The sequence below is a fragment of the Hyphomonas sp. genome, assembly GCF_041689225.1.
GTDB lineage: Bacteria > Pseudomonadota > Alphaproteobacteria > Caulobacterales > Hyphomonadaceae > Hyphomonas.
On record NZ_JBDNGN010000006.1, the window covers coordinates 40,731 to 65,285 of the forward strand.

A 24,555-nucleotide genomic window follows, 5' to 3' on the forward strand; every position below is an offset into this window, starting at 1 on the left:
CACGCGATTCAGGTGTGCAGACACTCTGGATCGCGTTAGGAAACGGGCATGGCCAACGTACACAATCTCGAATCGCTTTTGGCGAGCCTGACAGAATGCACGTCAGGCGAAGACGTGACGGTACGGGACATGCTGAACGCCGTCGGACGCCGGTCCTATGGTCCCATCCTGCTCCTGCTCGGCTTCATCGCGGTGACGCCGCTGACGATCATTCCCGGGACAAGCTGGATCGTTGCGCTGATCACGTTGCTGATCGCCGGACAAATCGTGATTGGCCGGAAATTTCCCTGGGTGCCCCGGCGCGTGCTGGACATATCCTTTCCGCGCACAGCCCTGGTAACCGGTGTGGAGCAGGCCAGTAAATACGTCCGACCGGTCGACCGGGTCCTGAAGCCGCGACTCGCCTTCCTGTCCGGTCCACCTTTTGTTGCGCTGGCGGCGCTGGTCTGCGTCGCGGCCGCGCTGGTGACATTCCCCCTCGGCCTTATTCCGTTCGGTCCGCTCCTGCCCGGACTGACCGTTCTTCTGTTCGGTCTCGGCCTGACAGCGCGCGACGGCTTTGTGCTGATAGCAGCGGGCGCAGGGCTCGCCAGCGCTGTCTGGCTGCTCTTGCGGGTGTGGTCCGCCCTCCCTTTCGGGTGACCAACGCAGATTCCCGTATCAGGACAGTTGGCTTGCGCCGCTTCGACGCCGCCTGTTACATGCGTGGGCGCAGAATGCGCCGGGACCGCGGATAATGACCAATCTCAGCTATTCCGAAGAAAGGACTGTGACGACCCACGTCCGTCGCCGGCCAGAGCGCCATTTGCCTTTCATGCCTTATGGCTTCGTTCCGTTATTCGGCTTGCTGGTGCTGCTTTGGATCGGCATGGGCCCTTTTGCGAAACACATCATCGAACAAACCGCCACCCGCTCCGCTGAACAGACGCTGGCAGCCAACGGCGCTGACTGGGCGCGGCCAGTCGTATCGGGTCAATGGGTCTGGCTTGAAGGCCAGCCGCCGACCCCGATGGAAGGTGAGCAAATCATCGCCTTGATGCGCGCGTCGCAGACACCTACCTGGTTGGGCTCGGCAGCACCCGTCACGCGTGTGGTCGAACGGTTTGGCACTTCGGTGATCACACCCACCGCGACCCGCAAACCGGAATGGACGTTTCGCCTTGCCGACGGCGTGCTCAACCTGAACGGCAATGTCCCCAACGAGACGACACGCGCTTCGCTGGTGGCAACCGCCGAAGGGCTCATTGATGCGCCCCGCATCGCTAGTGTCGCAGATTTTCTGACGGTGACCCGTGTTGCAGCCGATCCGGCCTATGCTGAAGTTGCGCTCAAAGGGATCCGGGCAGTTGGCAGCTGCGACCGCGGCGTCGCGACATTCCTGGGCGAGGAATTCTCCCTGCGTTGCGAACTGCCGCAATCGGGTGTAGCCGCACTCCAGCAAGTGATTGCCAGCCCCCAGCCTGTCGGGCGCCTCGGCAATGTCGATATCCTGCCCAATGAAGCGGTCGCCACGTGCGAAACATCGCTCTCCGATCTCCTCGGCATGACCCACATACAGTTCGCCCCATCGAGCGCCGCCATCGACCCCAGCAGCTCGGCCCTGCTCCATTCGGTTGCAGATGCCGCGACAACATGCCCCGGCACGTTGCGGATCGAAGGCCATACGGACAGCATGGGCAGCGCGAATGCCAATGAATTGCTGGGTGACGCCCGTGCCGAAGCTGTCCGCGCCGCCTTGATTGCGCGCGGCGTTCCGGCGGAGCGCCTGTTGGCCGAAGGTTTTGGCGCCCGAAAGCCAATTCACGACAATACTACAGCGGAAGGACGAGCGCATAACCGGCGGATCGAAATTCGCGTCGTCCGTGCATCCGATTGACCCCGACAGAGCATTCGGGCTCTTTTGCTCTAGCGAGTTTATATCATGTGGTTTCTTCTTACTCAGATCTTCCCCCTTCTGCTCCTGGCCGCCGTGCTTGGCGCCGTGCTGGCCTATTGGTGGCTGAAAAACCGGCAGGAAGACGTGACCGAGTCTTATGAACGGGTTTCCGAAAAGCTGGAGGCACTCAGCGTGCGCCCCGAACCTGCAGCCCGGGAAGACTACGAGGCCGGCATGGCGCTGATCTCGTCGGCTGTTCGATCGCTCCGCATGCCGGATATGGAGCCGGTGACCCAGCGCCTGTCCTCAGTCGAAAGCGCCATCTCCGGCTTCACCGTGCCGGAGACTGACCTGAGTCCGGTGCAGGGCAAGCTCGACGCAGTGGAAACCAGCCTTTCAAGCCTCGACGAACGTCTATCCCGACTCGATGGACGCCTGTCCGACCTGGATAGCACCTTGTCGTCGGTCGCAGGTGCCGTGACGGGGCTCAACAATACAGACTTATCGCCACTGGAAAGCCGGTTCGGGAAGATCGAAGAATCGCTCGCCGCGATCAAAGTGCCTGAAGTCGATCTTGGCCCCCTGCACAGTGGTCTCGCCCGTCTCGACCTCACCATTGCGGGTCTCGACAGGCCCCAGACCGATCTCGGACCGGTCCAGGCGCGCCTTGCGGAATTGGAGAGCCGCATTGCGCTTCTCGGAGACCGGCTTGAAGCGGCACAGAAGCGTGACTTCGACAAGCTATCGTCTGAGATCACTGGTGTCGCCTCGGGCATTTCCGGCATCGAAATGCCGGATCTCGGCTCCATCTACCAGCGGCTGGTCAGCGTTGAGCACGCGATTGCGAGCTTCACTGTCCCCGAACCGAACATGACACCGCTTTATGACCGGCTCGCCGCGCTCGAAGAATCACTGGCGGCCATGCGCACCAGCCTGCCGGGCGCGCCCGACCTGGCACCTGTCGAGCGACGCATCGCGAGCCTGCAGGAGGCTTTCCTAACACAGACTCCGGTGGACATGTCGCCGGTTCTGACCGTAGTCCAGTCAATCGAGGGACGTCTCGATCTCGAGGCGATGGAGAACCGCCTCAACGCCATCGAGTATGGCCTCGCCGCGATCCATCACACACTGCGCGCCCGACCGGAGGCCAGCACGGCCCGTGCTGAGCGCGCGCCGGTGACAAGGACCACGACCATAGCGCGCGCGCCCGTTCTGGAACGCCGCGCCGCACCGGCACCCGCTGCCGCGCCAGCCCTGCCACCTCCCCGCGATGTCGACCCCATCAACACAGCGCGGCGCGAAGATGACGAAGCGAACCTGCTCGTCGAAGCAGCGTTTGGCGAACCTGACGAGCTTGAACGGATCAACGGCGTGGGTCCGATGCTATGCGAATTGCTGCACGAAATCGGCGTGTTCTATTTCTGGCAAGTCGCCGAATGGAGCCCGCAGGATGTGGATTGGGTGGACGACAAGCTGATGCATTTCAAGGGCCGTATCCAGCGCGACAAATGGGTTGACCAGGCACAGTCACTCGCGGCCCTGCCGGATGCTGCGCGGCGTCCGGGCTCTTAGGTGATTTCGCTACACGCCGCTTGACACGGATGGAAAGTCCGGCGACCGAAGCGGCGTGAAACCTGACCTCTCCCTTCCCCCCGTTCGGGGCAAACTCCTCCAGAATGCGAGCCTTGCGCCCTACACTTGGTTTCGGGTGGGCGGGCCAGCCGACTGGCTGTTCCTGCCAGCGGACGAAGACGATCTCGCTGATTTCCTGAGCGCCCTTGATCCATCCGTTCCGGTGACCGTTCTCGGCGTCGGCTCGAACCTCATCGTGCGCGATGGCGGTATCGAGGGTGTCGTGGTCAGGCTGATGGGAAAGTACTGGGGCGAGGTCGACGCGCTGGACGATGGCACTGTTACCCCGCGCGCGGGCGCGCTCGACCTGTCGGTCGCAAAGGCCGCGGCAAGCGCCGGCATAAGAGGTCTCGAATTCCTGTCAGGCATTCCCGGCTCTGTCGGCGGCGCAACGCGCACCAATGCGGGGTGCTATGGCGCCGAACTGAAGGACGTGCTGCTCAGGCTCGAGGGCGTTACCCGGTCAGGCGCGCGCGCTGCATTCAAGGGTGAAGGATTGCCGGGTGACCTGCCCGAAGCGCATTTTTCCTATCGCCACACGGACCTGCCGGATGATTTCATCGTTACGCGCCTTGTCTTGAAGGGCAGTGGAGCCGATACGCCCGCCGACATCCTGGCTGACATTGAAACCCTCCAGGCGCGCCGCGCCGAGACCCAGCCCATTCGCGACAAGACATCCGGTTCAACCTTTGCCAATCCCGACCCGCCCGGAACACCTGATCAACGATCAGCCTGGAAGGTCATTGACGCCGCCGGATGCCGGGGTTTGCGCGTCGGCGGCGCACAGGTTTCGGAAAAGCACTGCAATTTTCTCATCAATACCGGTGACGCAACGGCTGCGGACCTCGAGGCGCTCGGCGAACTTGTTCGCGCGCGTGTTTCCGAACACAGCGGCATTCAGCTGCGGTGGGAAGTGCGCCGCATTGGCCGGATCCAGCCGCCCGCCTGACGCGCGCTAGAAAGTACCGTGCAGCTCGAACGTGAAGATCGGCCCGAAATGGCGGGTGCGGGACTCAGAACGCACGAGCGCACCGAGACGGTTGGGATCATAAGTATCCCTGCGCAGCCAGTCATGCTGATCGAGGATATTGCCCACGACCAATTTTCCCGTCATGCCCAGCAGGGCCTTGTGCTCGACATAGATATTCGAGAAAGGGGGCTGATTACCGGAATGAAAGCGCTCATTGAGCGTGTACTCGGGATTTCCATTGTACGATTCCAGATAGAGGCCCACGGCCCAGTCTGTTTGCGGAATGTCACGGCGCAGTTCCGCATCGAGGTAATAGATGGTGCTGCCATTGATCGGGCGCTCGACACCGGTCAGAGGATCTTCGACACGGGAATCACGCCATTCACCGCCGAATGTCAGCTCCGTTCCGGATAAGCCGAGCTTCGCAAACTTGAGCGTGGCATCCAGATCAACACCCACACGCCAAGCAGAATCGATATTACCCGGGCCGTCTCCGGTCCCGATCGGAATCCTGTCCGCGATGTCTTCGATATCCGATCCGAACACGGTCAGCGACGCAGCGCCCCAGTCTTTGAAATCCTTCTCGGCTGTCACGCTCAGTTTCCAGGCTTGCTCGGGGACGATCTCCGAATTGCCCTGGCTGCCATTGCCCTGATTGAGGTTCACTGACGAAACAAAGTCGAAGAAATCGAGCTGGCCCACTTCCCGGTCAAGTCGCGCGACAAGTTGAAGTGTCGGGTCGACTTGCCAGGACAGGCTGGCAAATCCCTTGGGGCGGGTGAAGGTGCGCACGTTCTCAGCATCGCCCGACTGGGAGAGCTCCGACATTTCCATGCCCAGTGAAACCTGCAGATTGAGATTTGGCGCGAGCACCCGCCCGTGCGTGACGGACAATTCTCCGCGTTGCTCCTCCACGCGCGAATTGGCGTTCGGTAACACCAATTCCACGAGCGGTGCACCGCCGGTCGATCGGAACAGCGCGGCTTCGGCATCCAGATAATTGAAGGCCCCTTCCAGGGAAACCTGCCAGTCCCGTCCTTCCGAGGGCACCCAGGCGTATTCACTGCGCAGAATATACTCGCCCTCCTCAACGGTCTGCTCGAACACCGATTCTGAAACACCCGAGCCATCCAGATTCCCGCGAAGGACATGGTCAACTGACGGGCTGTTTTCGCGGCGAACTAGCGCGATCGTCTTCAGGCGCCCCGGTCCGAAACCGAATTCATAGTCCCCGCCAATCTCGGCATTGGTTTCATCTTCAGATCCCTGAAACAGGCGGCGTCCAACCACGCCGACGATCGGGAACAGTTTGGAGACTTCCTTGTCGTCGGGCTGGTAGGTCGAAAACTCTGCGCTTAAATTGGCGACGGAGCCGCCAGCCGGATTCCATGCAAGCGATCCGGCTATCGACGCGTTTTCGGCTTGGTGCGTGAAATCTTCCTTTCGCATTTCAATCACGTTAGCTGCACCATCGGTTGCGCGTTCCGGTCCAGCGCTGGCACCGCGTTCGGGGTCGCTCTCCGCTTCAATCGCCCAACTGAGCGCCCCTCTCTGGCCCGAGAGGGTCATGCCGAAATCATTGTAGGTGGGGCGAAGGTTTTCCCGGCTGCGCACTTTCCATTTCCACGTGCCCGACATGCCGGTCGATTCCTTGGTCGTCACATTCACGACCTGACCCGACAGTCCGGGGATACCGAGCGCCGTGCCATCAAGCACTTCAATCTTGTCGACATTGATCGTCGAGATGCGTCCAAGCACAGATTGGGCGTCATTCGATTTGCCCGAAACCCGCTGCCCGTTGATCAGGATATTGCCGCTGGCCTGCCCGAATCCGCGCGATCCGCTGTCGCCGCTATCGATGGAAAGACCCGGAATGCGCCTGACAATATCAAGAGCTGTGCGCGGGGCGAACTGCGCGAAATCCTCGGCCTTGTATTCGGTCTTGTCCGATGTGCTGGTGGCGACTGCCAGATCAGCGCCGAATGCACTTTGGGCTGAAAGCGCAAAAAGCAGGCTCGCACACACAGGGACACGATTTTTCATGTGAACGCTTCCTCGCGGTTTTCTTTTTTTGGAAAACAACGGAGTCGTCCGTCACTTTCATCGTCTATCGATATGGATCGACTACGCGTGTAGTCGATCCATGACAATCTCCCTTTGGTGACTTTTTCGTAACTTGAGCGGCATCATGATCTGGTTTCGCCTGACTCATGCCGCTTTTGTGCAGCACAGGCAGTGGCAAGCGGGCGATTTTCCATCCGTAACACTCAAGAAGGACCAGCGATGAAACGCGTAGCTGTAATTTACGGAGGCTGGTCTTCCGAACGCGAGGTCTCTCTGTCCTCAGGCGGACAAATGGCCGAGGCGGCGCGGAAAGCAGGCTATGATGTCGTCGAAATAGACGCTGGCCGAGGCCTCGCCATCCAGCTTGCCGAAGCGGCGCCAGACGTCGTCCTCAACGGGCTCCATGGCCCCTGGGGCGAGGATGGTTGCGTACAAGGTCTCCTGGAAGTGATGGGCCTGCCCTACACCCATTCCGGCGTGCTCGCCTCCGCCCTGGCAATGGACAAGTTGAAGTCGAAGGCCGTGTACCGCGAGGCCGGATTGCCGGTCGCCGAAGACAAGCGGGTGACGCGGGAAGAAGCTGCCGCGAGCCACCCGCTCAAGCCGCCTTACGTGATCAAACCCGTGGCCGAAGGGTCGAGCTTTGGCGTCCTGATCGTGCGCGAAGGCGCCAATAGCCCACCGCAAGAATTGCTCGGTGCCGGATGGCATTATGGCGACAATCTCATGGCCGAAGAGTTCATCCCCGGACGCGAGTTGACGGTCGGCGTGCTGGGCGACCGCGCCCTTGCTGTTACCGAGATCACGACCTTAAGGGACTATTACGATTTTGATGCGAAATATCAGGCTGGAGGATCGCGGCATGTGATCCCGGCAAACCTGCCTGCACGCGTGACCGAAGCTGCAATGGACGCAGCTCTCAGGGCACATCAGGCGCTTGGATGCCGGGGCGCGACGCGGTCCGACTTTCGCTATGACGACAAGAGAGACCGCCTCGTGATCCTGGAAACAAATACCCAACCTGGCATGACGCCCACCTCGCTTGTCCCCGAGCAGGCCGCTTTCGTTGGCATGTCCTTCGAAGCGCTTGTTGCCTGGATGATCGAGGATGCCTCATGCCAAAGGTAAACCGGAACCAGTCTGTCCCTTCCCGCTCGCGCCTGCGCCCTGCCACCATTGTCGACGAATCGACGGGCGAGGAAATTCGCGTATCTTCCATCCTGTTCGGTCTCGTGATGCTGGTCGCGATTGTTGTCGCAACCGCTGCGTGGATGGGTGGGTCCCTGTCACAGATCGAAACCCGCTTCGGCGGCTTCCTTGACGACACGGCGCGTATGGCCGGTGTGTCGGTGAATGATGTCTCCGTACTCGGTCTCGAACAGAACCCTGCCCTGGTGGACGACATACGCGCTGCCGCCATGATCGAGCCTGGCGAAAACATGTTTCGGGCCGACCCACAGCTGATCCGCCGCCGCGTCGAGGCGACCCGCAAGGTGCTGAACGTTCGGGTCCATCGCCTGTGGCCGGGCCAGATCGTGATCATTGCCGACGCCGCCGAACCGGTTGCCCTCTGGCATGACGGCAAGGAATGGACAGTTGTCGATGGTCTCGGTCGCATCATGCCGGATGCACGCTCCAGTGACTACAAGACGCTCGTTCGACTCGCCGGCCAGGGCGCGCCGACGGCAGCCCCTCAGCTCGTGAACGCCTTGAAAAAGGTACCGGACGTGTCGACCCGCCTTGCCATTGCCACACGCATTGCCGACCGGCGCTGGGATGTGCGTCTCGTGAATGGTGCCACCGTTCGCCTGCCGGAAGACGATGCCATGGACGGTGCCCTCTCCCGACTGTCGACGCTCCAGACCCGCACGGCCCTGATGCAGCGACCCGTCACGATGATCGACCTTCGCAACAAGGGTCGCATCTACCTCTCCCCGGCTCAGGGCGGCACCGCGCGCAAGACAGCAGAGGCGGCCCGTTCCTGATGGCAAATGTCCAGTCCAGACGTATCGCCCTCAGCGGGTCTCGCAGCACCGGCACGGTCGCAGCACTGGACATCGGCTGCTCCAAGATCACTTGCCTGATCGGTCGCAATGACGGGTCTGGCCCGCGGCGCTTCAAGATATTGGGCGGCGGCCGCCAGCAGTCGCGTGGTTTCAATGGTGGCGCCATTACCGACATGGAAGGCCTCGAACGGTCTATCCGACTTGCCGTGGAAGACGCTGAACGCGAAGCGGGCGAACAGATCAGTGAAGTCATTCTCGGCATCACCGGCCCGAAACTCGCCTGCACATTGGTCACAGCCGCCATCGACATAGGCGGGCACGCGATTACCCACAAAGAGGTCAAACGGCTTCAGGCCCTCGCGCTTACCAAGATCCCGACAAAGGGTGTCGACATTCTTGCTGCCTGGCCCGTCGCGTACCGCGTCGACCAGCAGGAAGGCGTTCGCCAACCCGTTGGCATGTATGCCGAGCAACTCGGTATCCTCCTTTCTGTCGTCACGGCACCGCGTCCGATCATCAAGAATCTCGTAGAATGCGTTGGCCGGGCTCACCTCGGTGTCTCCGCCCTCGTCCCTTCCTCAATCGCCAGCGGTGCCGGCACCCTGATCGACGACGAGATCGAGAATGGTGCCATCTGTATCGACATGGGGGCTGGCGTCACTGCCGTGTCAGTCTACCTCAACGGTTCGCCTGCCTGGCTCGGTCTCGTTCCAACAGGCGGAACGCACGTCACCAGCGACATCGCACAAGGTATCGGCACGACTTTCGCCGCGGCAGAGCGCCTTAAGTCCGTGTATGGCACCGCAAATCTTGAAGGCCCGGGCCTTGCCGAACGCATCGAGGCCCCGCGCCTTGGTGATGATGGCCGCTTGCACGGCATGCGGATGGAAAAGGGCGCGATCGCGGACATTATTGCGCCGCGAATCGAGGAAACATTCGAACTCGTCCAGAAGTGCCTTAATGGCAGTGGTGTACGCTCCGTACTGCCGCGCCGCATCGTCCTCACAGGCGGCGCCAGCCAGCTTGCAGGGGTACGCGACGTTGCCTCACGGATTTTCAACTCACCCGTCCGTCTCGGGCGGCCAACGATTGCTGAATTTCTCGGCGAAACACTGGGAACGCCTGCTTTTTCGACGGCTTCGGGTCTGCTACTGTACTCTGAACTGGGGTTTGTGGACGCCGCGCGGGCTGGCGTTGCGTTGAAAGAATATGGGACCGAAACCGGAAGCGGCGCGGTGAACAAGGCGCTCGATTGGCTGAAAGAAAATTTTTGACGCCTTTTGCACTGACTTAACTGTCTTTTAGCCGTGAGGTGTGAAGGTGCGTCTCAAACCGGTCCAGAATGTATATTGAGGTACGCGAATGACACATGAACTCAAGCCCAGGATCCTCGTCTTCGGTGTTGGCGGCGCAGGCGGCAACGCCGTCGACAACATGATCGAGGCAAACCTGCAGGGTGTCGAGTTCATCGTCGCTAATACGGACGCGCAGGCGCTGTTTCGCTCCAAGACAGAACAACGCATCCAGCTCGGCCCGGAAACCACGTCAGGCCTTGGCGCTGGTGCCCGCCCGGATGTTGGCGCGAAAGCAGCCGAAGAATCGATCGACGAGATCAAGATGTATCTCGAAGGCGCTCACATGGTCTTCATCGCCGCCGGCATGGGTGGCGGCACGGGAACCGGCGCAGCACCGGTCATTGCTCGCACCGCACAGGAAATGGGAATCCTCACCGTCGCTGTCGTGACCAAGCCGTTCGGTTTCGAAGGCGCCCGCCGCATGTCGCTGGCCGATCAGGGCCTGCTCGAAATCCGCGAACATGTCGACACGATGATCGTCGTGCCGAACCAGAACCTCTTCCGGATCGCAAACGACCGGACAACCTTCGCCGAAGCCTTCCGCATGGCTGATGACGTGCTTTATTCCGGCGTGCGTGGCATTACCGACCTGATGGTCATGCCTGGCCTTATCAATCTCGACTTTGCCGATGTCGGCTCGATCATGCGGGGCATGGGCACGGCCATGATGGGCATGGGCGAAGCCGAAGGCGAGAACCGCGCACTTGAAGCGGCCCGCGCCGCTATCGACAATCCCCTGCTCGACGACGTGAGCCTGAAGGGCGCCCGGGGCGTGCTGATCAACATCACCGGCGGCTATGACATGACGCTCTTCGAACTTGACGAGGCGGCCAACGAGATCCGCCGGGAAATCGACCCGAACGCCAACATCATCCTCGGTTCGGCCTTCGACAGCGAACTTGAGGGCAAGATTCGCGTGTCGGTCATTGCCGCAGGCATTGAATCCGGCCTGACTGTCGAGGCTGCGCCCCAGCCTGTCCAACAGACTGTGCGCCAACCCATCGCCGAACCGATTGCCGAAGAAGTTATACAGCCCGAGGCCCCCACCGATGAAGACCGTCCTCTTGTGATCACGGGTCATGTGCCATCGCTGCGGTCCGAAGAGAGCGATCCCCGGTCCGACTTCTCGGGCCAGCCACTGCCAGCTGACCATTATGAAGGCGCTGAAGGCAGCGACGAAGTATCAGCAGACGCGGTGTTCGGGTCGCGCAAAGAGACCCCTGCCCCGGACAAGGCGCGCCCCGATCAAGGCGCTTCGGGCTTTTCCCATCTGTTCGGCTGGCGCCGCAGCCAGCAGGGCGAAAATGATGACGCGCCGGAAGCGGCCATTCCGGCACAAATCATCTCATCACCGGACGACCATCCGGAGGCAGCGCCGTTTGACGATGCCGACCTCGAAATCCCGGCATTCCTTCGCCGGTCTGCCAACCACTGATCTTTCGGCAGAAAGCACAGCTCGAAGGCACGGGTTCGCTACAAATTCATTTCATATATAACAGGGCCGTAACGTAGGTTACGGCCCTTTTTGTAACACGTCGAAACAAGCCGTGTTTTGTACTCGCGCTTAACCACATCCAGATAGCAGGCTTTAGCGGAGGGTCGATGCGGTGTTGAGTGGCGTGCAGATGCAGCAGACAATTGAACGTCCAGCAGTTTGTGCCGGCATTGGTGTTCATAGCGGCGAAAAAGCCCGACTTGTTCTGAAGCCTGCACCCGTCGGCAGCGGCGTCGTTTTCCGCCGGACAGACCTTGATGCGACGGATATCGAAATAAGGGCACATGCCGATTCGGTGTCTGACACCCGTCTTGGCACCACATTGACGAACGAAGCGGGGGTTTCAGTCGCCGTGGTGGAACACCTGATGGCGGCACTGGCCGGCTTGGGCGTGGACAATCTGATCATCGAGATCGACGGACCGGAAGTCCCGATCATGGACGGCTCATCGGCGGTTTATTGTGAACTGCTGTTGCAGGCCGGCCTAAAAACCCAGACGGCACCGCGTCGCCGCATCCGGATTCTCGAGCGCGTCGAAATCATCGATGGCCCGAAACGCGCCACGCTATCGCCATCCGACGATACCGTTCTCAGCCTGCGGGCCCGTATCGAGTATGAGGATTCCGTCATCGGCATTCAGCAAATGGCCCTGCGCATGGCGCCCGGCATGTTCGCCCGGGACCTTGCTTTCGCCCGCACCTATGGCTTCGCCCGCGACGTGGACATGCTGCGCGCGATTGGCCTTGCCCGGGGCGGCTCGCTCGACAATGCCATCGTTCTTGAGGATGGCGCCGTGATGAACCCCGAAGGCCTGCGGGCCGAAGACGAGTTCGTCCGCCACAAGATGCTTGATGCTGTCGGCGACCTCATGCTGACAGGTGCACCGATCGCAGGCAGCTATGATGCCGTCCAACCGGGTCACGCGCTCAACAACGCTCTGGTGCGCAAACTCTTGGCCACACCCTCAGCCTGGTGCTGGGAAACCGATGTGGACGCAATGGCCCGACGCCCTGAACCTGCACGCGCCGCCGTCTGAATCTGGCCTGCACATTGCCTTTGTTAAATGTGCGGCCTGACAATGATCCTTGGAAAACCTGTCCGGTTCAGGCTAATCAAGCTGAAGACATTCACAGCTGAAAGTTCCCGACCGGCATGTCCCTTCTGAAACTCCGCCCGAGCCTCTTGATCCTGGCCTGTATTCTCGCCGTTTCGGGATGCCAGTCCGCCAGCAAACGCAAACAGGAGCTCGCCTATGTCGAGCGTCCGGTCGAACAATTGTACAATGCTGCAGCCGAGCAACTGGACAAGCGCAACTATCCCCGCGCAATCCTCCTGTTCAATGAAGTCGAGCGCCAGCATCCCTATTCCGAGTGGGCGCGCAAATCCATGGTCATGACGGCGTACGCTTCATATCAGGCGCACGAGTATGACGTCGCCATATCCGGTGCCCAAGCCTATCTAAGCCTTCACCCTGGCGGTTCTGAAGCCGATTATGCCTATTATCTCATCGCGGTGAGCCATTTCGACCAGATCGTCGATATCGGCCGCGACCAGCGCACGACCGAATTGGCCCTGTCGGCCCTGCAGGATGTAACTCGCCGTTTTCCCGACAGCGCTTATGCGCGTGATGCCGGGCTGAAAATCGATATGGTCAATGACCAGCTGGCCGGCAAGGAAATGGAAATCGGGCGCTGGTACCTGCGCTCCAACCAGACACTCGCTGCCGTCAATCGCTTCAGGACGGTCGTGACAACCTATGACACGACGTCACACACGGCCGAGGCGCTGCACAGGCTGGTCGAATCCTATCTTACCCTCGGCCTGCGCGACCAGGCGCTCGCGGCTGGTGCGACGCTCGGATACAATTACCCGAACAGCACTTGGTACAAGATGAGCTACCGCCTTTTGACCAAACAGGGACTCGATCCCGAAGCGCCGCAAGTCCGCCGGACTATGCTGCAAAAAATCATCCCGGGCGGCAAATAGGCCTTAGGCGTCCCCGATAAGGGTTAGCCATTCCTCCTCGGTCAGCGTTCTGACACCCAACGCCTCGGCCTTGGCCAGTTTTGACCCGGCCCCCGGCCCGGCGACGAGAATGTCCGTTCTGGCCGAGATCGCGCCGGAGACTTTCGCCCCCAGCGCGTTCGCACGCGCCTTGGCCTCATCACGGGTCATCTTTTCCAGCGTGCCGGTGAAAACGACGGTCTTGCCCACCACCGGGCTGTCGCTTGTCGCGGCCACCTCATCAATGATGGCAATTTCCGACAAAAGCGCCGACATCATCTCGTCATTGTGCGGCTCTGCCACGAAATTGCACAAGGACCCGACCGAAGCACCGCCAATCCCGTCAATGCCGATGAGTTGCGCATAGGCATCGCTCTCGGGCCCTTCAGCGGCGGCTTTCATAACCGTCGGCCAGAACCGGTCCCAGGACAGAAAATTCCGGGCAAATTGCTGCGACGTCGTCTGCCCGACATGGCGGATGGCGAGGCCATTGAGAAACCGCGCGAACGGCACGCTCCGCCGCGCATCAATCGCTGCAATCAGCTTCGCCGCCGAGGCGGGCCCAAACCCGTCCCACTCTGTGAGCGGCGGCAGGCCAGCGTCGGCAATCCGTTGCTCCAGGCGAAAAATGTCCTGCGGCGCGTGCACGACGCCCTTCTCATAGAAAAGCTGAACCTGCCTGGCCCCAAGGCCGTCAATGTCCACCCCCTTGCGCGAAACGAAATGCTTCAGCCGCTCTACCGCCTGGGCCGGACAGACCAATCCCCCGGTGCACCGCCGCCGCACATCTGCCACCCCATTCTCATCCACGTCCCGCAGCGCTGCCGACCCGCAAATCGGGCAATGGTCGGGCATGTGGAACGGCGCGCCGCCGCCGTCCGTGACCACACGCAGAACCTGCGGAATGACATCGCCCGCCCGCTGGATTTCCACCGTATCGCCGATCTTGACGCCGAGCCGGGCTATTTCGTCCTCATTGTGCAGCGTGGCATTCGACACGACCACGCCGCCCACGGTCACCGGCGCCAGCCGCGCCACGGGCGTCAGCGACCCTGTACGCCCGACCTGGATATCGATGCCCTCCAGAACGGTCGTGGCCTTCGCGGCTGGAAACTTGTGCGCAATCGCCCAACGCGGCGCGCGGCTGACAAAGCCGAGGCGCTGCTGCCAATCGAGCCGGTCGACCTTGTAGACCACCCCGTCAATATCATAGCCAAGGCTCGCCCGGCGCGACTCCAGATCCCGATAGGCGCCGATCAGTCCGTCAACCGTCTCCGACCGCGTCATCAGCGGGTTCACCTCAAAGCCCCAATCCGCGAACTGCGCAATCGCGCCGGTCTGCGTCTCGGCAAACGGCGCACTGGCAGCGGCCCAGGCATAGGCAAAGAATTTCAGGGGGCGGGATTTCGTAATCTCAACGTCGAGCTGGCGCAGGCTGCCAGCCGCAGCATTGCGAGGATTGGCGAACACTTTCCGGCCGGCTGCCGTCTCGCGCACATTGAGCGCGGCAAAATCGGCGTGGCTCATGAAAACCTCACCACGTATCTCAAGACTATCGGGCCAGCCCGCGTCCTTGAGGCGCTGAGGAATGTCATCAAGAGTGCGGGCATTCGCTGTGACATCCTCACCAATCTGGCCGTCGCCCCGTGTCGCGGCTCGGATCAGCTTTCCTTTTTCGTAAGTCAGGCTGAGGGACAGCCCGTCAATCTTAGGCTCTGCCGTGATCGGGACCTCTTCCGTTTCAGCGAGGCCCAGGAAACGGCGAATACGTCCAACAAAGTCGTCGACGTCCTCGAGCGTGAAGGCGTTATCGAGCGACAGCATGGGCGCTGCATGCGCTGCCTTCGTAAAGCCATCGCTCGGGCCCGCGCCGACACGTTCTGTCGGGCTGTCTTCCCGCTTCAGCTCAGGGAACTGCGCCTCGATGGCGAGGTTGCGCTGGCGAAGCGCGTCATATTCTGCATCTGCTATTTCAGGCGCGTCGTTGCGATAATAGGCTTCATCCGCTTCACGGATAGCCTCTGCCAGCCGGGCAAGTTCGGCCTCGGCCTCGACGGGCGTCAGCGTCTCGACGGGCACAGGCTTGTTCATGCATCCTCCAGCAATCTCCCTGCGGCAGCACGAGCCTCTTCGGTGACCTCGGCGCCAGACAGCATTCGGGCAATTTCTTCCTGCCGTGCGCTGTCATCTAACCCGCGAATGCGCGTCCCGCCAGACTTTTGGTCATGGTCTTTTTCAACAAGCCACTGCGTCGCCGCCGAGGCTGCAACCTGGGGACTGTGCGTGATCGCAAAGACCTGCTTGGCACCCGCGAGCAGCACGAGCCGCTCGCCGACAGCTGCCGCAACTGAACCACCGACCCCCTGGTCGACCTCATCGAAGATCAAGGTTTGCGCCGAACCCGCTTCGGCCAGCGCGCATTTCAGCGCGAGCGAGAAGCGCGCGAGTTCGCCGCCTGACGCGATCTTACGCAGGGGGCCGAACCCTGCTCCCGGATTGGTCTCGGCCTCGAACTCGACGCGATCAGCCCCTTGGGGGCCGCCCTCACCGTCCGGCAAGGCATCTACGCAGATCGAGATCGTCGCCCGGCCCAGTTTCAGCGGAGCAAGCTCCTTGGCGATGGCCTCTTCAAGCCGGCCCGCCGCGGCCTTTCGGGCTGATGTCAGGATCTCTGCAGCCTGGTGCCAGCGCGCCTGGGCTGCCGTTTCGGCCTTTCGAGCGGCGATCAGCGCATCTTCACCCGCTTCGGCAAGATCAAGCCGTCCGCGCAAGCGCAGCAACAGGTCCGCCAGGGTCTCGGGATCGGTCGTGTGTTTGCGCGCCAGCGCTCTCAAAGCAAACAGGCGAGCCTCAGCCGATTCGAGCGCCTCCGTGTCGTAATGGATCAATCGTTCCAGACCGAATACTGCAGACGCGGCTTCCCGCGTCTCAATCAGCGCGCGTTCAACCGCCTCAGCTGCAACTCTCGCCGCTTCGGGCAGGGCTTCTGACGATCCGTCAAAGCCCGGAAGACGGCAAATCCGCTCCAGCGCGCGCGAGGCTTTGGACAGGGCAGTATCGATATCGGCGCCTTCCAGCGCGGCTTCTGCTTCACCCACGGATTCAGTCACCCGTTCGGACTGCATCAACCGCATGCGCTGCGATGCGAGTTCCGCAGCTTCACCGGCCACAGGCGCTAGCCGTTCAAGCTCTTCCACCGCCTGCCCAAGCCATTCGCGGGTCGCAACAGCGTCGGCTTGTTCCAATTCCAGACAGTCGCGCGCATCGCGTGAAACCTGCAAGACGTCAAACGCTTCAGCGCAGGCGGACAACAGTTTTTCATTGCCCGCAAACTGGTCGAGCAGGCGCCTGTGCATGGAGGGCCGCATCAAGGCAGACGCAGCGTGCTGGCCGTGGATTTCAACGAGCAGCTCGCCTATCTCCGCGAGGAAGGCCGCACTGACAGCCTGATCATTCACGAAGGCCCGTGCCGGGCCACAGGCGCGAACCACACGCTTCAACGTCAACGCTTCATCAACTGAGGCTTCGATTCCTTGCTCCCGCAACGCCGCCCAAACCGGGTGACGCGCCGGGGGCCCGAACTCGACAGCAACGCTTGTCTGATCAGCGCCAGACCGGATGAAGGCACGGTCCGCAGCCGCGCCCATGGCAAGCGACAGCGCATCAAGAATGATCGACTTTCCAGCACCCGTCTCACCCGTGAGTGCGGTGAAGCCAGCCCCCGGCTCAATGTCCAGGCGGTCAATCAATACGAAATCGCGGATCGAAATGGACAGGATCATGACTGCTCCAATAGCATTGGAACAAAACACGAACAACTAAATTATTCAGTCCGGGATCAGAGCTCTGCGCAAGCAGCCTTCAACCAGGACTTCACGTCGCCTTCGAGCTGGCCGGACAACAGGGCCCAGACACGCGCATGATAGTCTTCGACCCATGCGCGCTCGTCCCCGGATAGCATGTCCGTCACGATCAGGTCGCGCGAGAGCGGCGCGAAGGTGAGGCATTCGAAGCCCAGCATATCGATTTCGCCGCCCGGAATCGGAGCGGGCGGCGTGACGTATTGCAGGTTCTCGATGCGGATCCCGTATTGGCCCTCGCGGTAAAAGCCCGGCTCGTTCGACATGATCATGCCCGGCTCCAGCGGCACCGCATTCCACGCCTTGGCGATCCGCTGAGGGCCCTCATGGACGCCGAGATAAGCGCCAACGCCATGTCCGGTGCCATGCTGGTAGTCGAGCCCCGCCTGCCAGAGTGCATGGCGGGCCAGTACATCAAGGTGTGTGCCGGTCGTCCCATGCGGGAAGCGCACAGCGGCCAACGCAATATGGCCCTTGAGGACCAGCGTGTAGTGGCGCCGCATGTCATCATTGGCCTCACCGATCGGGACGGTTCGGGTCACATCGGTCGTGCCGTCGAGATACTGGCCACCGGAATCCACGAGGAAGAGCGAGCCGCGCTCGAGCACGCGGTTCGACGCGGTCGAGACCCGATAGTGCGGCATCGCGCCGTGCGGGCCAGCACCGGAAATCGTCGGGAAAGAGAGGTCATGGAGGCCGTTCAGCTCTTCGCGGAAGGCTTCGAGCTTCATCACGGCATCAATCTCGGTGACCTTGCCGCTCTGCCCTTCGGTATCCAGCCAGTGCAGGAATCGGGTGAGCGCCAAACCATCGCGGGCATGTGCGGCGGTGGTGCCGGCAATCTCCGCTGCATTCTTGCACGCTTTTGGCAGCGCAACCGGATCGCGCTGGCGCTGAACCTTCGCGCCCGCCGCTTCCAGCGTGTCGAAGAACCAGGCCGATGCAATATCGGGATCAACACTGACCGTCTTGCCCTTCATGTCGCCGAGCGCGCTTTCAAGCTGCGACAACGGGCGCACGGTCACGCCATTACCAAGGTGGGTGCGCAGGTCATCGCTGACCTTGGCTTCATCAATGAACAGGTCAGCGGACCCGTCAGCGCGCAGGATTGCGCGGCCGAGCGGCAGCGGCGTGCAGCTGACATCGCCGCCTCGGATGTTGAACGCCCAGGCGATCGAAGCCGGTGAGGTGACCACAGCCGCATCGGCCTTGTCGCCCTTAAGGGCGACGCCGATACGGGCGCGTTTCTCGGCATGATCCATGCCGGCATACTCAACCGCGTGCGCCACGACAGGGGCGGACGGCTGGTCCGGACGGTCTGTCCAGGCGCGATCAATCGGGTTCTCAGCCACAGCGATGAGATTGGCGCCGGCGGCGGCGGCAGCCTGTTTCAGAAGCTCGACCTCGTTCGGGCTGACCAGTCTCGGGTCATATCCGATTGTCTTGCCCGACATGTCCTGCGCGCGCAGCCATCCGAAGGCACCGGGCTCTGGCGTGCCCTGAATTTCGAACAGGTCCGGGTCGGTCTGGTCAGCCGCTTGTATTGTATAGCGGCCATCGGCGAACAGGACGGCGCGGTCGGTGAACACGAATGCGTTGCCGAACGAGCCGGTAAACCCGCTGACCCAGGCCAGGCGCTCATTGGCATCCGGCAGGTATTCATTCTGGTATTCATCATCGTGCGGCACGTAGAGGCCGTCGAGATTCATGGCGGAAAGCTCTTTGCGAAGGAGCGGCAAATGGGCCCGACCGTCTTGCGGCCCACCCTTGATATCAAATGTCTGTCTCATGGGCGTAGTCATACCGCCGCTTTGGGGTCATTGAAAGGCGCATCAGTGCTATGCATTTAGGCATGCATATGACCGCACATCTATACTAAAATGTTTACCTTTGAAGACCATATGCACGGCACACTCGAAATTGTGCACTGCACCATAAATATGGAACTGAGACATGAAGACGCTTATCGAAACCGCCCCGCTTGCTGAAATGACCATCAGCAATGTGATGCCTGCCACACAGGCCCATCAACTGCCCGCAAAATTCCAGGCCGAATGCAGCCAACGCCCGTATATTCTGGCTCGCCGGTCGGCCCGCTGGGCCCGCCGTTTCGCCTATACCTGAGCCGTCTCCGGCTTCCGGAAGACCAAGGTCGACCAGCCGTCCTTCTTGATCCGGCGCTGGAAATCGAGCCCGCGCGAGGCAAACGCATTGCGAACGGGCCCGGCCTGATGGTGCAGCAGGCCTGAGAGGATAATCGTCCCGCCCGGCGCCGTCAGCGGCGCTATGGTGGGGGCGAGGCCAATGAGCGGCTTCATCAGGATGTTCGCGAACACGGTATCATAGGGGCCGCCCTGACGGATGCGCGGCGTGTTGGCCCCGGTTACATGCAGGGCTGTAAAACCCGTCACATGGTTCTTCGCCGCATTCTCATTGGCGACGCGGACGCTGTCGAAATCGATATCGGTGCCGATAGCACTGTGTGCACCCGCCTTCATCGCGGCGATCGCCAACACGCCAGACCCCGTTCCGAGATCAAGCACTTTTCCGATGGCTTTCCGCCGCCGCACTTCATCCAGTGCCAGAAGGCAACCGAGCGTCGTACCGTGATGGCCCGTGCCGAAGGCTGGGCCCGCCTCTATCAGGACGGCGATCTTGCCCGGAGCCATCTTGGCAAGGGCGTGGCTGCCGGCCACGAAGAACGGCCCCGCCTTAACAGGCGGCAGGCCTTCGAGCGACAGGGTGACCCAGTCGCGATCCTCGAGCGCGTCGATCCGCGCGGTCAGTTCCGGGGAGGTTTCATGAATAATATCAACGCACGCCTCGGCCTCTTCGAGCGTCTCGGTGAACGCGTCGAGGCGCCATGCGAGGCGCCCATCTTCCTTGGCATCGACAGCCCCGGCAGGAGACGGATCGGCCCAGGCGAGGGCGTCCCACGCGGATTCGATTGGCGCCCGTGCGCCCTTGGCGGTTATCTGGTACATGGCGCAGGCGCTTAGCAGGCAAGCCGCAGGCGCGCCAGAGGCGTCATACGCAAGGGAGTGTCAGGTATGTGGTGGAGGTGCGCGCTAGTTGCTGCAATGGTGGGGGTAATGGGGCAGCAGGCGGGCGCTGAGGGTGTCTGGCGTCGCGTCCATCCGGACAATCTCGTCCTGCTCGAAACCACAACCGGCACCGTCGCCATCGAACTCGCTCTGGACGCCGCGCCGCAACATGTTGCCCAGTTCCGCAAGGCTGTTCGCTCGGGCGTATTTGAAGGCGAATTTTTCTATCGCGTCATCGAAGGCCATGTCGCGCAGGCAGGGCTTGAGTTCGAACAGCGCCTGGCAGGCTGGCCCGACCTGCCGCTCGAAGCCGAGCGCACCGTCGCAGCGGACGGCTTCGTGCCGCTCGGGAATGCCGACCTGTTCGCTGCGACGGCCGGCCATCGCGACGGGTTTGCAGCAGGACGGGACGGCGAGCAGGAATGGTTGCTGAATTGTCCTGGCGCCCTGGGCCTGGCGCGCAGCGCCGCGCCAGACACGGGATCGATCGAATTCTTCATCCCGCTGGGTCCGCGCCGCTATCTCGATCGCAACTATACCATCTTCGGTCGTGTGATCGACGGCATGGACAATGTGAACCGGCTGAAACGGGTCGATCCGGAGGCCGCAGAAAACTACCCGGACCTGTTCGAAAAGGATGAAGCCGCGTCAAATGCGGCGTTCGCAGCCCGTGCGGCACGACTAGCAGGCAACGAGATCCTGTCCGTCTCGCTTGCGATCGACCTGCCAGTCGCGACCCGGCCTGATTATGAAGTCATGGCAACGCCCAGCGCCGAATGGGAAACACTGAAAACCTCCAAGCGCGACTATTCCGAAATTGACGCCTTTGTGCACACACCGCCCATGGTCCTGGACATGTGCAGCCTGCCCGTACCGGCTCGCCGCGTGACGCCGCAAACCGGCGACTGACCGATCAGAAAAATCGGCAGGCCGTTTGGATTTGCGGTTGTTCCCGCCGCCATTCTGTCGAATGAAGTGCAGTAGAGCGCAACGACGCGCCAAAAAATGCCAAGGGAGGCTGCATTGACCGGGGTCATGATTTCCATGAGGCGCATCAGCGTGCTCACAATACTTGCCGGACTGGTCGCAGTTCCCGCCTTCGCCGACACGGGCGACACGGCCTGGATCCTGACATCGACCGCGCTCGTCCTGTTCATGACCTTGCCCGGACTGGCGCTGTTCTACGGCGGCCTCGTGCAGACAAAGAACCTCTTGTCTATCCTGATGCAGTGCTTCGCCATTGCCTGCCTGATGAGCATCCTGTGGCTGGCCGTCGGCTATTCGTTCGCCTTCGGGCCGGGCACGGGCGGCTTTTTCGGCGGATTCAGCAAGATGTTTGCAGCCGGCGTTACCAGCGCCCCGCTCGACGGACAGACGATCCCTGAAGCCCTGTTCCTGATGTTCCAGATGACGTTCGCCATCATCACCCCTGCCCTGATCCTCGGCGCCTTTGCCGAACGCGTGAACTTCGCTGCCGTGCTGGTCTTCTCGGCGCTCTGGATGCTCGTATGCTACGCACCGGTGGCCCACTGGGTCTGGGGCGGCGGCTGGCTCGCGGCACGCGGCCTGATCGACTTTGCGGGTGGTGTCGTTGTGCACACGACCGCTGGCGTCTCAGCGCTCGCTTTTGTGCTGATCCTCGGCAAGCGCCAGCATTTTCCGAAAGACATGCACCCGCCGCACAATCCAGCCTTCGTGATGCTGGGCGCCTCGATGCTCTGGGTCGGCTGGTTCGGCTTCAATGCCGGTTCGGCGCTTGGTGCCAACGGCGACGCGGCGCGCGCCATGCTCGTGACCCATATGTCAGCGGCGACCGCGTCGCTGGTCTGGATGTGCATCGAATGGATCAGTTTCAAGCGCCCCACCCTTGTCGGCATTGCCACCGGCATGGTGGCCGGGCTTGCGACGATCACGCCCGCTGCCGGCTCTGTCGGACCGGTTGGCGCCATCGTGATCGGCATCCTGGCGGCTGTCGTGTGTTATGGTGCGGTCGTGCTGATCCGCAACCGGATGCACATTGACGACAGCCTGGACGTGTTTGCCGTTCATGGCGTCGGCGGTATCCTCGGCACGCTGGCCATTCCGTTCCTCGCGGCGCTTGGTCCCATGGCCCCGGGCCTTGGTGGAACAACCATTGCCAGCCAGTTCGGCGTACAGCTTCTCGGCGTCGTCGCAGTGGGTGCCTACTCGGTTATCGTTACTCTCGGCCTGTTACTGGCGATCAGGATTTTTATCCCGCTTAGGGTAAGTGCCGACGAAGAGGAAATCGGTCTCGATGAGTCGAGCCATGGCGAAAGCGCATACCACCACTGACACGCGGCGCGACGCCTGCCCTTGACAGAAGGCGCTGCCCATTTCACCGATAGGGGCATGGCAATACCGTTCAGTTCCTGTCCCGGCCTTGCGGGATTGCAGGGCATCACCCACGGCTTTTTTGGTCGTCAGGGCGGCGTGTCGACGGGGCTCTATGACAGTCTCAATGTTGGTGTCGGATCCGGCGACAAGCCGAATGCGATCGCCCGCAACCGGGCGCTTGTCGCGGCAACGCTGGGCGCAGAGCACTTATTGTCTTGCTACCAGGTTCATTCGGCCAGCGTCGTTCCGGTCGAGGCACCTTGGAGCGAACGGCCCCAGGCCGATGCGATGGTCACCGACCGGCCCGGAATGGGCCTCTGCATCCTGACAGCCGATTGCACGCCCGTCCTGTTCGCCGACGCAGAGGCAGGCGTGATCGGCGCAGCACATGCTGGCTGGAAGGGAGCGCTTGGGGGCGTACTGGAGGCAACCGTGACAGCCATGACGAATCTTGGCGCCGAACGCTCGCGCGTCCACGCTGCGATCGGCCCGACAATCGGACAGGCGAGCTATGAGGTCGGTCCGGAATTCCGCGACGCCTTCATGTCAGGCTCGCCCGGAAGCGAGGTGCTGTTCCAGCCCGGCAAGGGCGACCGGTTCCAGTTCGACCTGCCGGGCTTTGTCCGCCAGCGACTGGACGCGGTGGGCATCGGCGCGGTGACCGATGTGGGCCATGACACGTGCGCGATGGAAGACGACTATTTTTCCAATCGCCGCCGCAATCATCGCGGCGAAGCCGACTATGGGCGCAACGGATCAGTGATCCTGCTCAAAGCTTGAAACGCGCGGCCAAGTGTTGCCGATTCGACGCGCATGCCACCTCATCCGATCCGCACTGAGGGAACTCGGTGTTTGGCGGTTGCGACTCGCGGGGCTTTGTTACAAAAGCGACAAGGTGCCGGGCAGTCAGGGGTAATGAGTCCATGAAACTTCTATCGTGCAACGCGAACCGGCCATTGGCCGAAGCCATTGCGGACTATCTCGACACACGCCTCACACGATCTGAAGTCAAATCTTTCGCTGACCAGGAAATCTTCGTCCGCATCGACGAAAATGTCCGGGGCGAAGACGTCTTCGTGATCCAGTCGACCTCCTACCCGGCCAATGACAATTTGATGCAGCTGCTGATCTGCATGGACGCTCTGAAGCGCGCCTCGGCCAAGCGCATCACGGCTGTGATCCCCTATTTTGGTTACGCCCGACAGGACCGCAAAACCGATGGCCGCACACCTATCTCCGCCAAGCTCGTGGCCAACCTGATCTGCTCCGCCGGTGCGGATCGCGTACTGACCGTTGATCTCCACGCCGGCCAGATCCAGGGCTTTTTCGATATTCCGACCGACAACCTGTTTGGCGGCCCGGTTATGGTCGATGACATCAAGGAGCGCTTCAACGGAGACAAGATCATCGTCGTCTCGCCGGATGTCGGCGGCGTAGTGCGTGCTCGCGCGCTCGCCAAGCGGATCGATGCCGACCTTGCCATCGTCGACAAGCGTCGCCCGGAAGCAGGCAAGTCGGAAGTCATGAACATTATCGGCGACGTCAAAGGCGCCCGCTGCATCATGCTGGACGACATGTGCGACAGCGGCGGAACGCTCGCCAATGCCGCTGCGGCGCTGAAGGAACACGGCGCCACGTCGGTTTCAGCCTATGTCACGCATGGCGTATTGTCGGGTGAAGCGGTCAAGCGGATTGAAACATCAGTCCTCGACGAACTGGTGATGACCGACACGATCCAGCCCTCTGAGTCGGCGCGCAAATCCAAATCCATTCGGATCCTGCCCATCGCTCCTCTGCTCGGCGAAGCCATCCGCCGCATCGCGAATGAAGAGAGCGTCTCGAAACTGTTCGATCGCTAAGGACGCATCGCGTCGGGTTCGCACTCAGCAATCCA

Annotated in this window: 20 protein-coding genes; 15 read left to right on the forward strand and 5 right to left on the reverse strand. The window is 61.6% G+C overall.

Annotated elements, in window-relative coordinates:
* Positions 1-48 precede the first annotated feature (48 nt).
* The 4 genes from ACESNB_RS00650 to murB all read left to right on the forward strand — a co-directional run bounded on the left by ACESNB_RS00650 (position 49) and on the right by murB (position 4,457).
* Entirely contained in the window at positions 49-642 is a 594-nt protein-coding gene (locus ACESNB_RS00650; protein WP_373002522.1) for an exopolysaccharide biosynthesis protein, read from the forward strand.
* A 94-nt stretch (positions 643-736) separates the two neighbouring features.
* Positions 737-1,876, forward strand: coding sequence for an OmpA family protein (locus ACESNB_RS00655; protein ID WP_373002524.1), 1,140 nt, complete (start codon positions 737-739; stop codon positions 1,874-1,876).
* 45 nt (positions 1,877-1,921) lie between these two features.
* Positions 1,922-3,448: a hypothetical protein gene (locus ACESNB_RS00660; protein ID WP_373002526.1), complete on the forward strand. Its 1,527-nt coding sequence runs from the start codon at positions 1,922-1,924 to the stop codon at positions 3,446-3,448.
* A 55-nt stretch (positions 3,449-3,503) separates the two neighbouring features.
* Positions 3,504-4,457 (forward strand): UDP-N-acetylmuramate dehydrogenase, encoded by a 954-nt coding sequence (gene murB, locus ACESNB_RS00665; protein ID WP_373002528.1) that lies wholly within the window; start codon positions 3,504-3,506, stop codon positions 4,455-4,457.
* A gap of 6 nt (positions 4,458-4,463) precedes the next feature.
* Here the strand turns inward: murB and ACESNB_RS00670 are convergent, their stop codons facing one another.
* Positions 4,464-6,521: a TonB-dependent receptor plug domain-containing protein gene (locus ACESNB_RS00670; protein ID WP_373002530.1), complete on the reverse strand. Its 2,058-nt coding sequence runs from the start codon at positions 6,519-6,521 to the stop codon at positions 4,464-4,466.
* A 240-nt stretch (positions 6,522-6,761) separates the two neighbouring features.
* Here ACESNB_RS00670 and ACESNB_RS00675 point away from each other — a divergent pair, with 240 nt between their 5' ends.
* The 6 genes from ACESNB_RS00675 to ACESNB_RS00700 all read left to right on the forward strand — a co-directional run bounded on the left by ACESNB_RS00675 (position 6,762) and on the right by ACESNB_RS00700 (position 13,384).
* On the forward strand, positions 6,762-7,670 hold the full coding sequence (locus ACESNB_RS00675; protein ID WP_373002532.1) for a D-alanine--D-alanine ligase: 909 nt from the start codon (positions 6,762-6,764) through the stop codon (positions 7,668-7,670).
* The gene (locus ACESNB_RS00680) at positions 7,658-8,527 is read left to right on the forward strand and encodes a cell division protein FtsQ/DivIB (protein WP_373002534.1); all 870 of its coding nucleotides are present in this window, start codon (positions 7,658-7,660) and stop codon (positions 8,525-8,527) included. Before ACESNB_RS00675 ends, ACESNB_RS00680 begins: the two co-directional genes overlap by 13 nt.
* Positions 8,527-9,822, forward strand: a complete 1,296-nt coding sequence (ftsA, locus tag ACESNB_RS00685) for a cell division protein FtsA (RefSeq protein ID WP_373002536.1) — start codon at positions 8,527-8,529, stop codon at positions 9,820-9,822. Before ACESNB_RS00680 ends, ftsA begins: the two co-directional genes overlap by 1 nt.
* An 88-nt stretch (positions 9,823-9,910) precedes the next feature.
* Positions 9,911-11,338 (forward strand): cell division protein FtsZ, encoded by a 1,428-nt coding sequence (gene ftsZ / locus ACESNB_RS00690; protein WP_373002538.1) that lies wholly within the window; start codon positions 9,911-9,913, stop codon positions 11,336-11,338.
* Positions 11,339-11,528: 190 nt separating this feature from the next.
* On the forward strand, positions 11,529-12,434 hold the full coding sequence (gene lpxC / locus ACESNB_RS00695) for a UDP-3-O-acyl-N-acetylglucosamine deacetylase (protein WP_373002540.1): 906 nt from the start codon (positions 11,529-11,531) through the stop codon (positions 12,432-12,434).
* A 116-nt stretch (positions 12,435-12,550) separates the two neighbouring features.
* A complete protein-coding gene (locus ACESNB_RS00700) occupies positions 12,551-13,384 on the forward strand; it encodes an outer membrane protein assembly factor BamD (protein ID WP_373002542.1) in 834 nt (277 codons plus the stop codon).
* A gap of 3 nt (positions 13,385-13,387) precedes the next feature.
* Here the strand turns inward: ACESNB_RS00700 and ligA are convergent, their stop codons facing one another.
* Genes ligA through ACESNB_RS00715 form a run of 3 tightly spaced genes read right to left on the reverse strand, consistent with a single transcriptional unit; the run spans position 13,388 to position 19,052 of the window.
* The gene (gene ligA / locus ACESNB_RS00705; protein ID WP_373002544.1) at positions 13,388-15,493 is read right to left on the reverse strand and encodes an NAD-dependent DNA ligase LigA; all 2,106 of its coding nucleotides are present in this window, start codon (positions 15,491-15,493) and stop codon (positions 13,388-13,390) included.
* Positions 15,490-17,184, reverse strand: a complete 1,695-nt coding sequence (gene recN / locus ACESNB_RS00710; RefSeq protein WP_373002546.1) for a DNA repair protein RecN — start codon at positions 17,182-17,184, stop codon at positions 15,490-15,492. The genes ligA and recN overlap by 4 nt, the downstream gene beginning before the upstream one ends.
* A 56-nt stretch (positions 17,185-17,240) precedes the next feature.
* Positions 17,241-19,052 carry an aminopeptidase P family protein gene (locus tag ACESNB_RS00715; RefSeq protein WP_373002548.1) on the reverse strand — a complete coding sequence of 604 codons (1,812 nt, stop codon included), beginning with the start codon at positions 19,050-19,052 and terminating at the stop codon, positions 17,241-17,243.
* A 163-nt stretch (positions 19,053-19,215) separates the two neighbouring features.
* Here ACESNB_RS00715 and ACESNB_RS00720 point away from each other — a divergent pair, with 163 nt between their 5' ends.
* A complete protein-coding gene (locus ACESNB_RS00720; protein ID WP_373002550.1) occupies positions 19,216-19,386 on the forward strand; it encodes a hypothetical protein in 171 nt (56 codons plus the stop codon).
* Here ACESNB_RS00720 and ACESNB_RS00725 read toward each other — a convergent pair.
* Entirely contained in the window at positions 19,377-20,246 is an 870-nt protein-coding gene (locus tag ACESNB_RS00725; RefSeq protein WP_373002552.1) for a 50S ribosomal protein L11 methyltransferase, read from the reverse strand. The genes ACESNB_RS00720 and ACESNB_RS00725 overlap by 10 nt on opposite strands.
* A 66-nt stretch (positions 20,247-20,312) precedes the next feature.
* On the opposite strand from ACESNB_RS00725, the gene ACESNB_RS00730 reads away from it, so the two are divergent.
* From ACESNB_RS00730 to ACESNB_RS00745, 4 genes are all read left to right on the forward strand, one after another.
* Positions 20,313-21,215 (forward strand): peptidylprolyl isomerase, encoded by a 903-nt coding sequence (locus tag ACESNB_RS00730; RefSeq protein WP_373002554.1) that lies wholly within the window; start codon positions 20,313-20,315, stop codon positions 21,213-21,215.
* Positions 21,216-21,350: 135 nt separating this feature from the next.
* The gene (locus ACESNB_RS00735) at positions 21,351-22,619 is read left to right on the forward strand and encodes an ammonium transporter (RefSeq protein ID WP_373002556.1); all 1,269 of its coding nucleotides are present in this window, start codon (positions 21,351-21,353) and stop codon (positions 22,617-22,619) included.
* 57 nt (positions 22,620-22,676) lie between these two features.
* Positions 22,677-23,441 carry a peptidoglycan editing factor PgeF gene (gene pgeF / locus ACESNB_RS00740; RefSeq protein WP_373002558.1) on the forward strand — a complete coding sequence of 255 codons (765 nt, stop codon included), beginning with the start codon at positions 22,677-22,679 and terminating at the stop codon, positions 23,439-23,441.
* A gap of 143 nt (positions 23,442-23,584) precedes the next feature.
* Positions 23,585-24,520 (forward strand): ribose-phosphate pyrophosphokinase, encoded by a 936-nt coding sequence (locus ACESNB_RS00745; protein ID WP_373002560.1) that lies wholly within the window; start codon positions 23,585-23,587, stop codon positions 24,518-24,520.
* Positions 24,521-24,555: the final 35 nt, after the last annotated feature.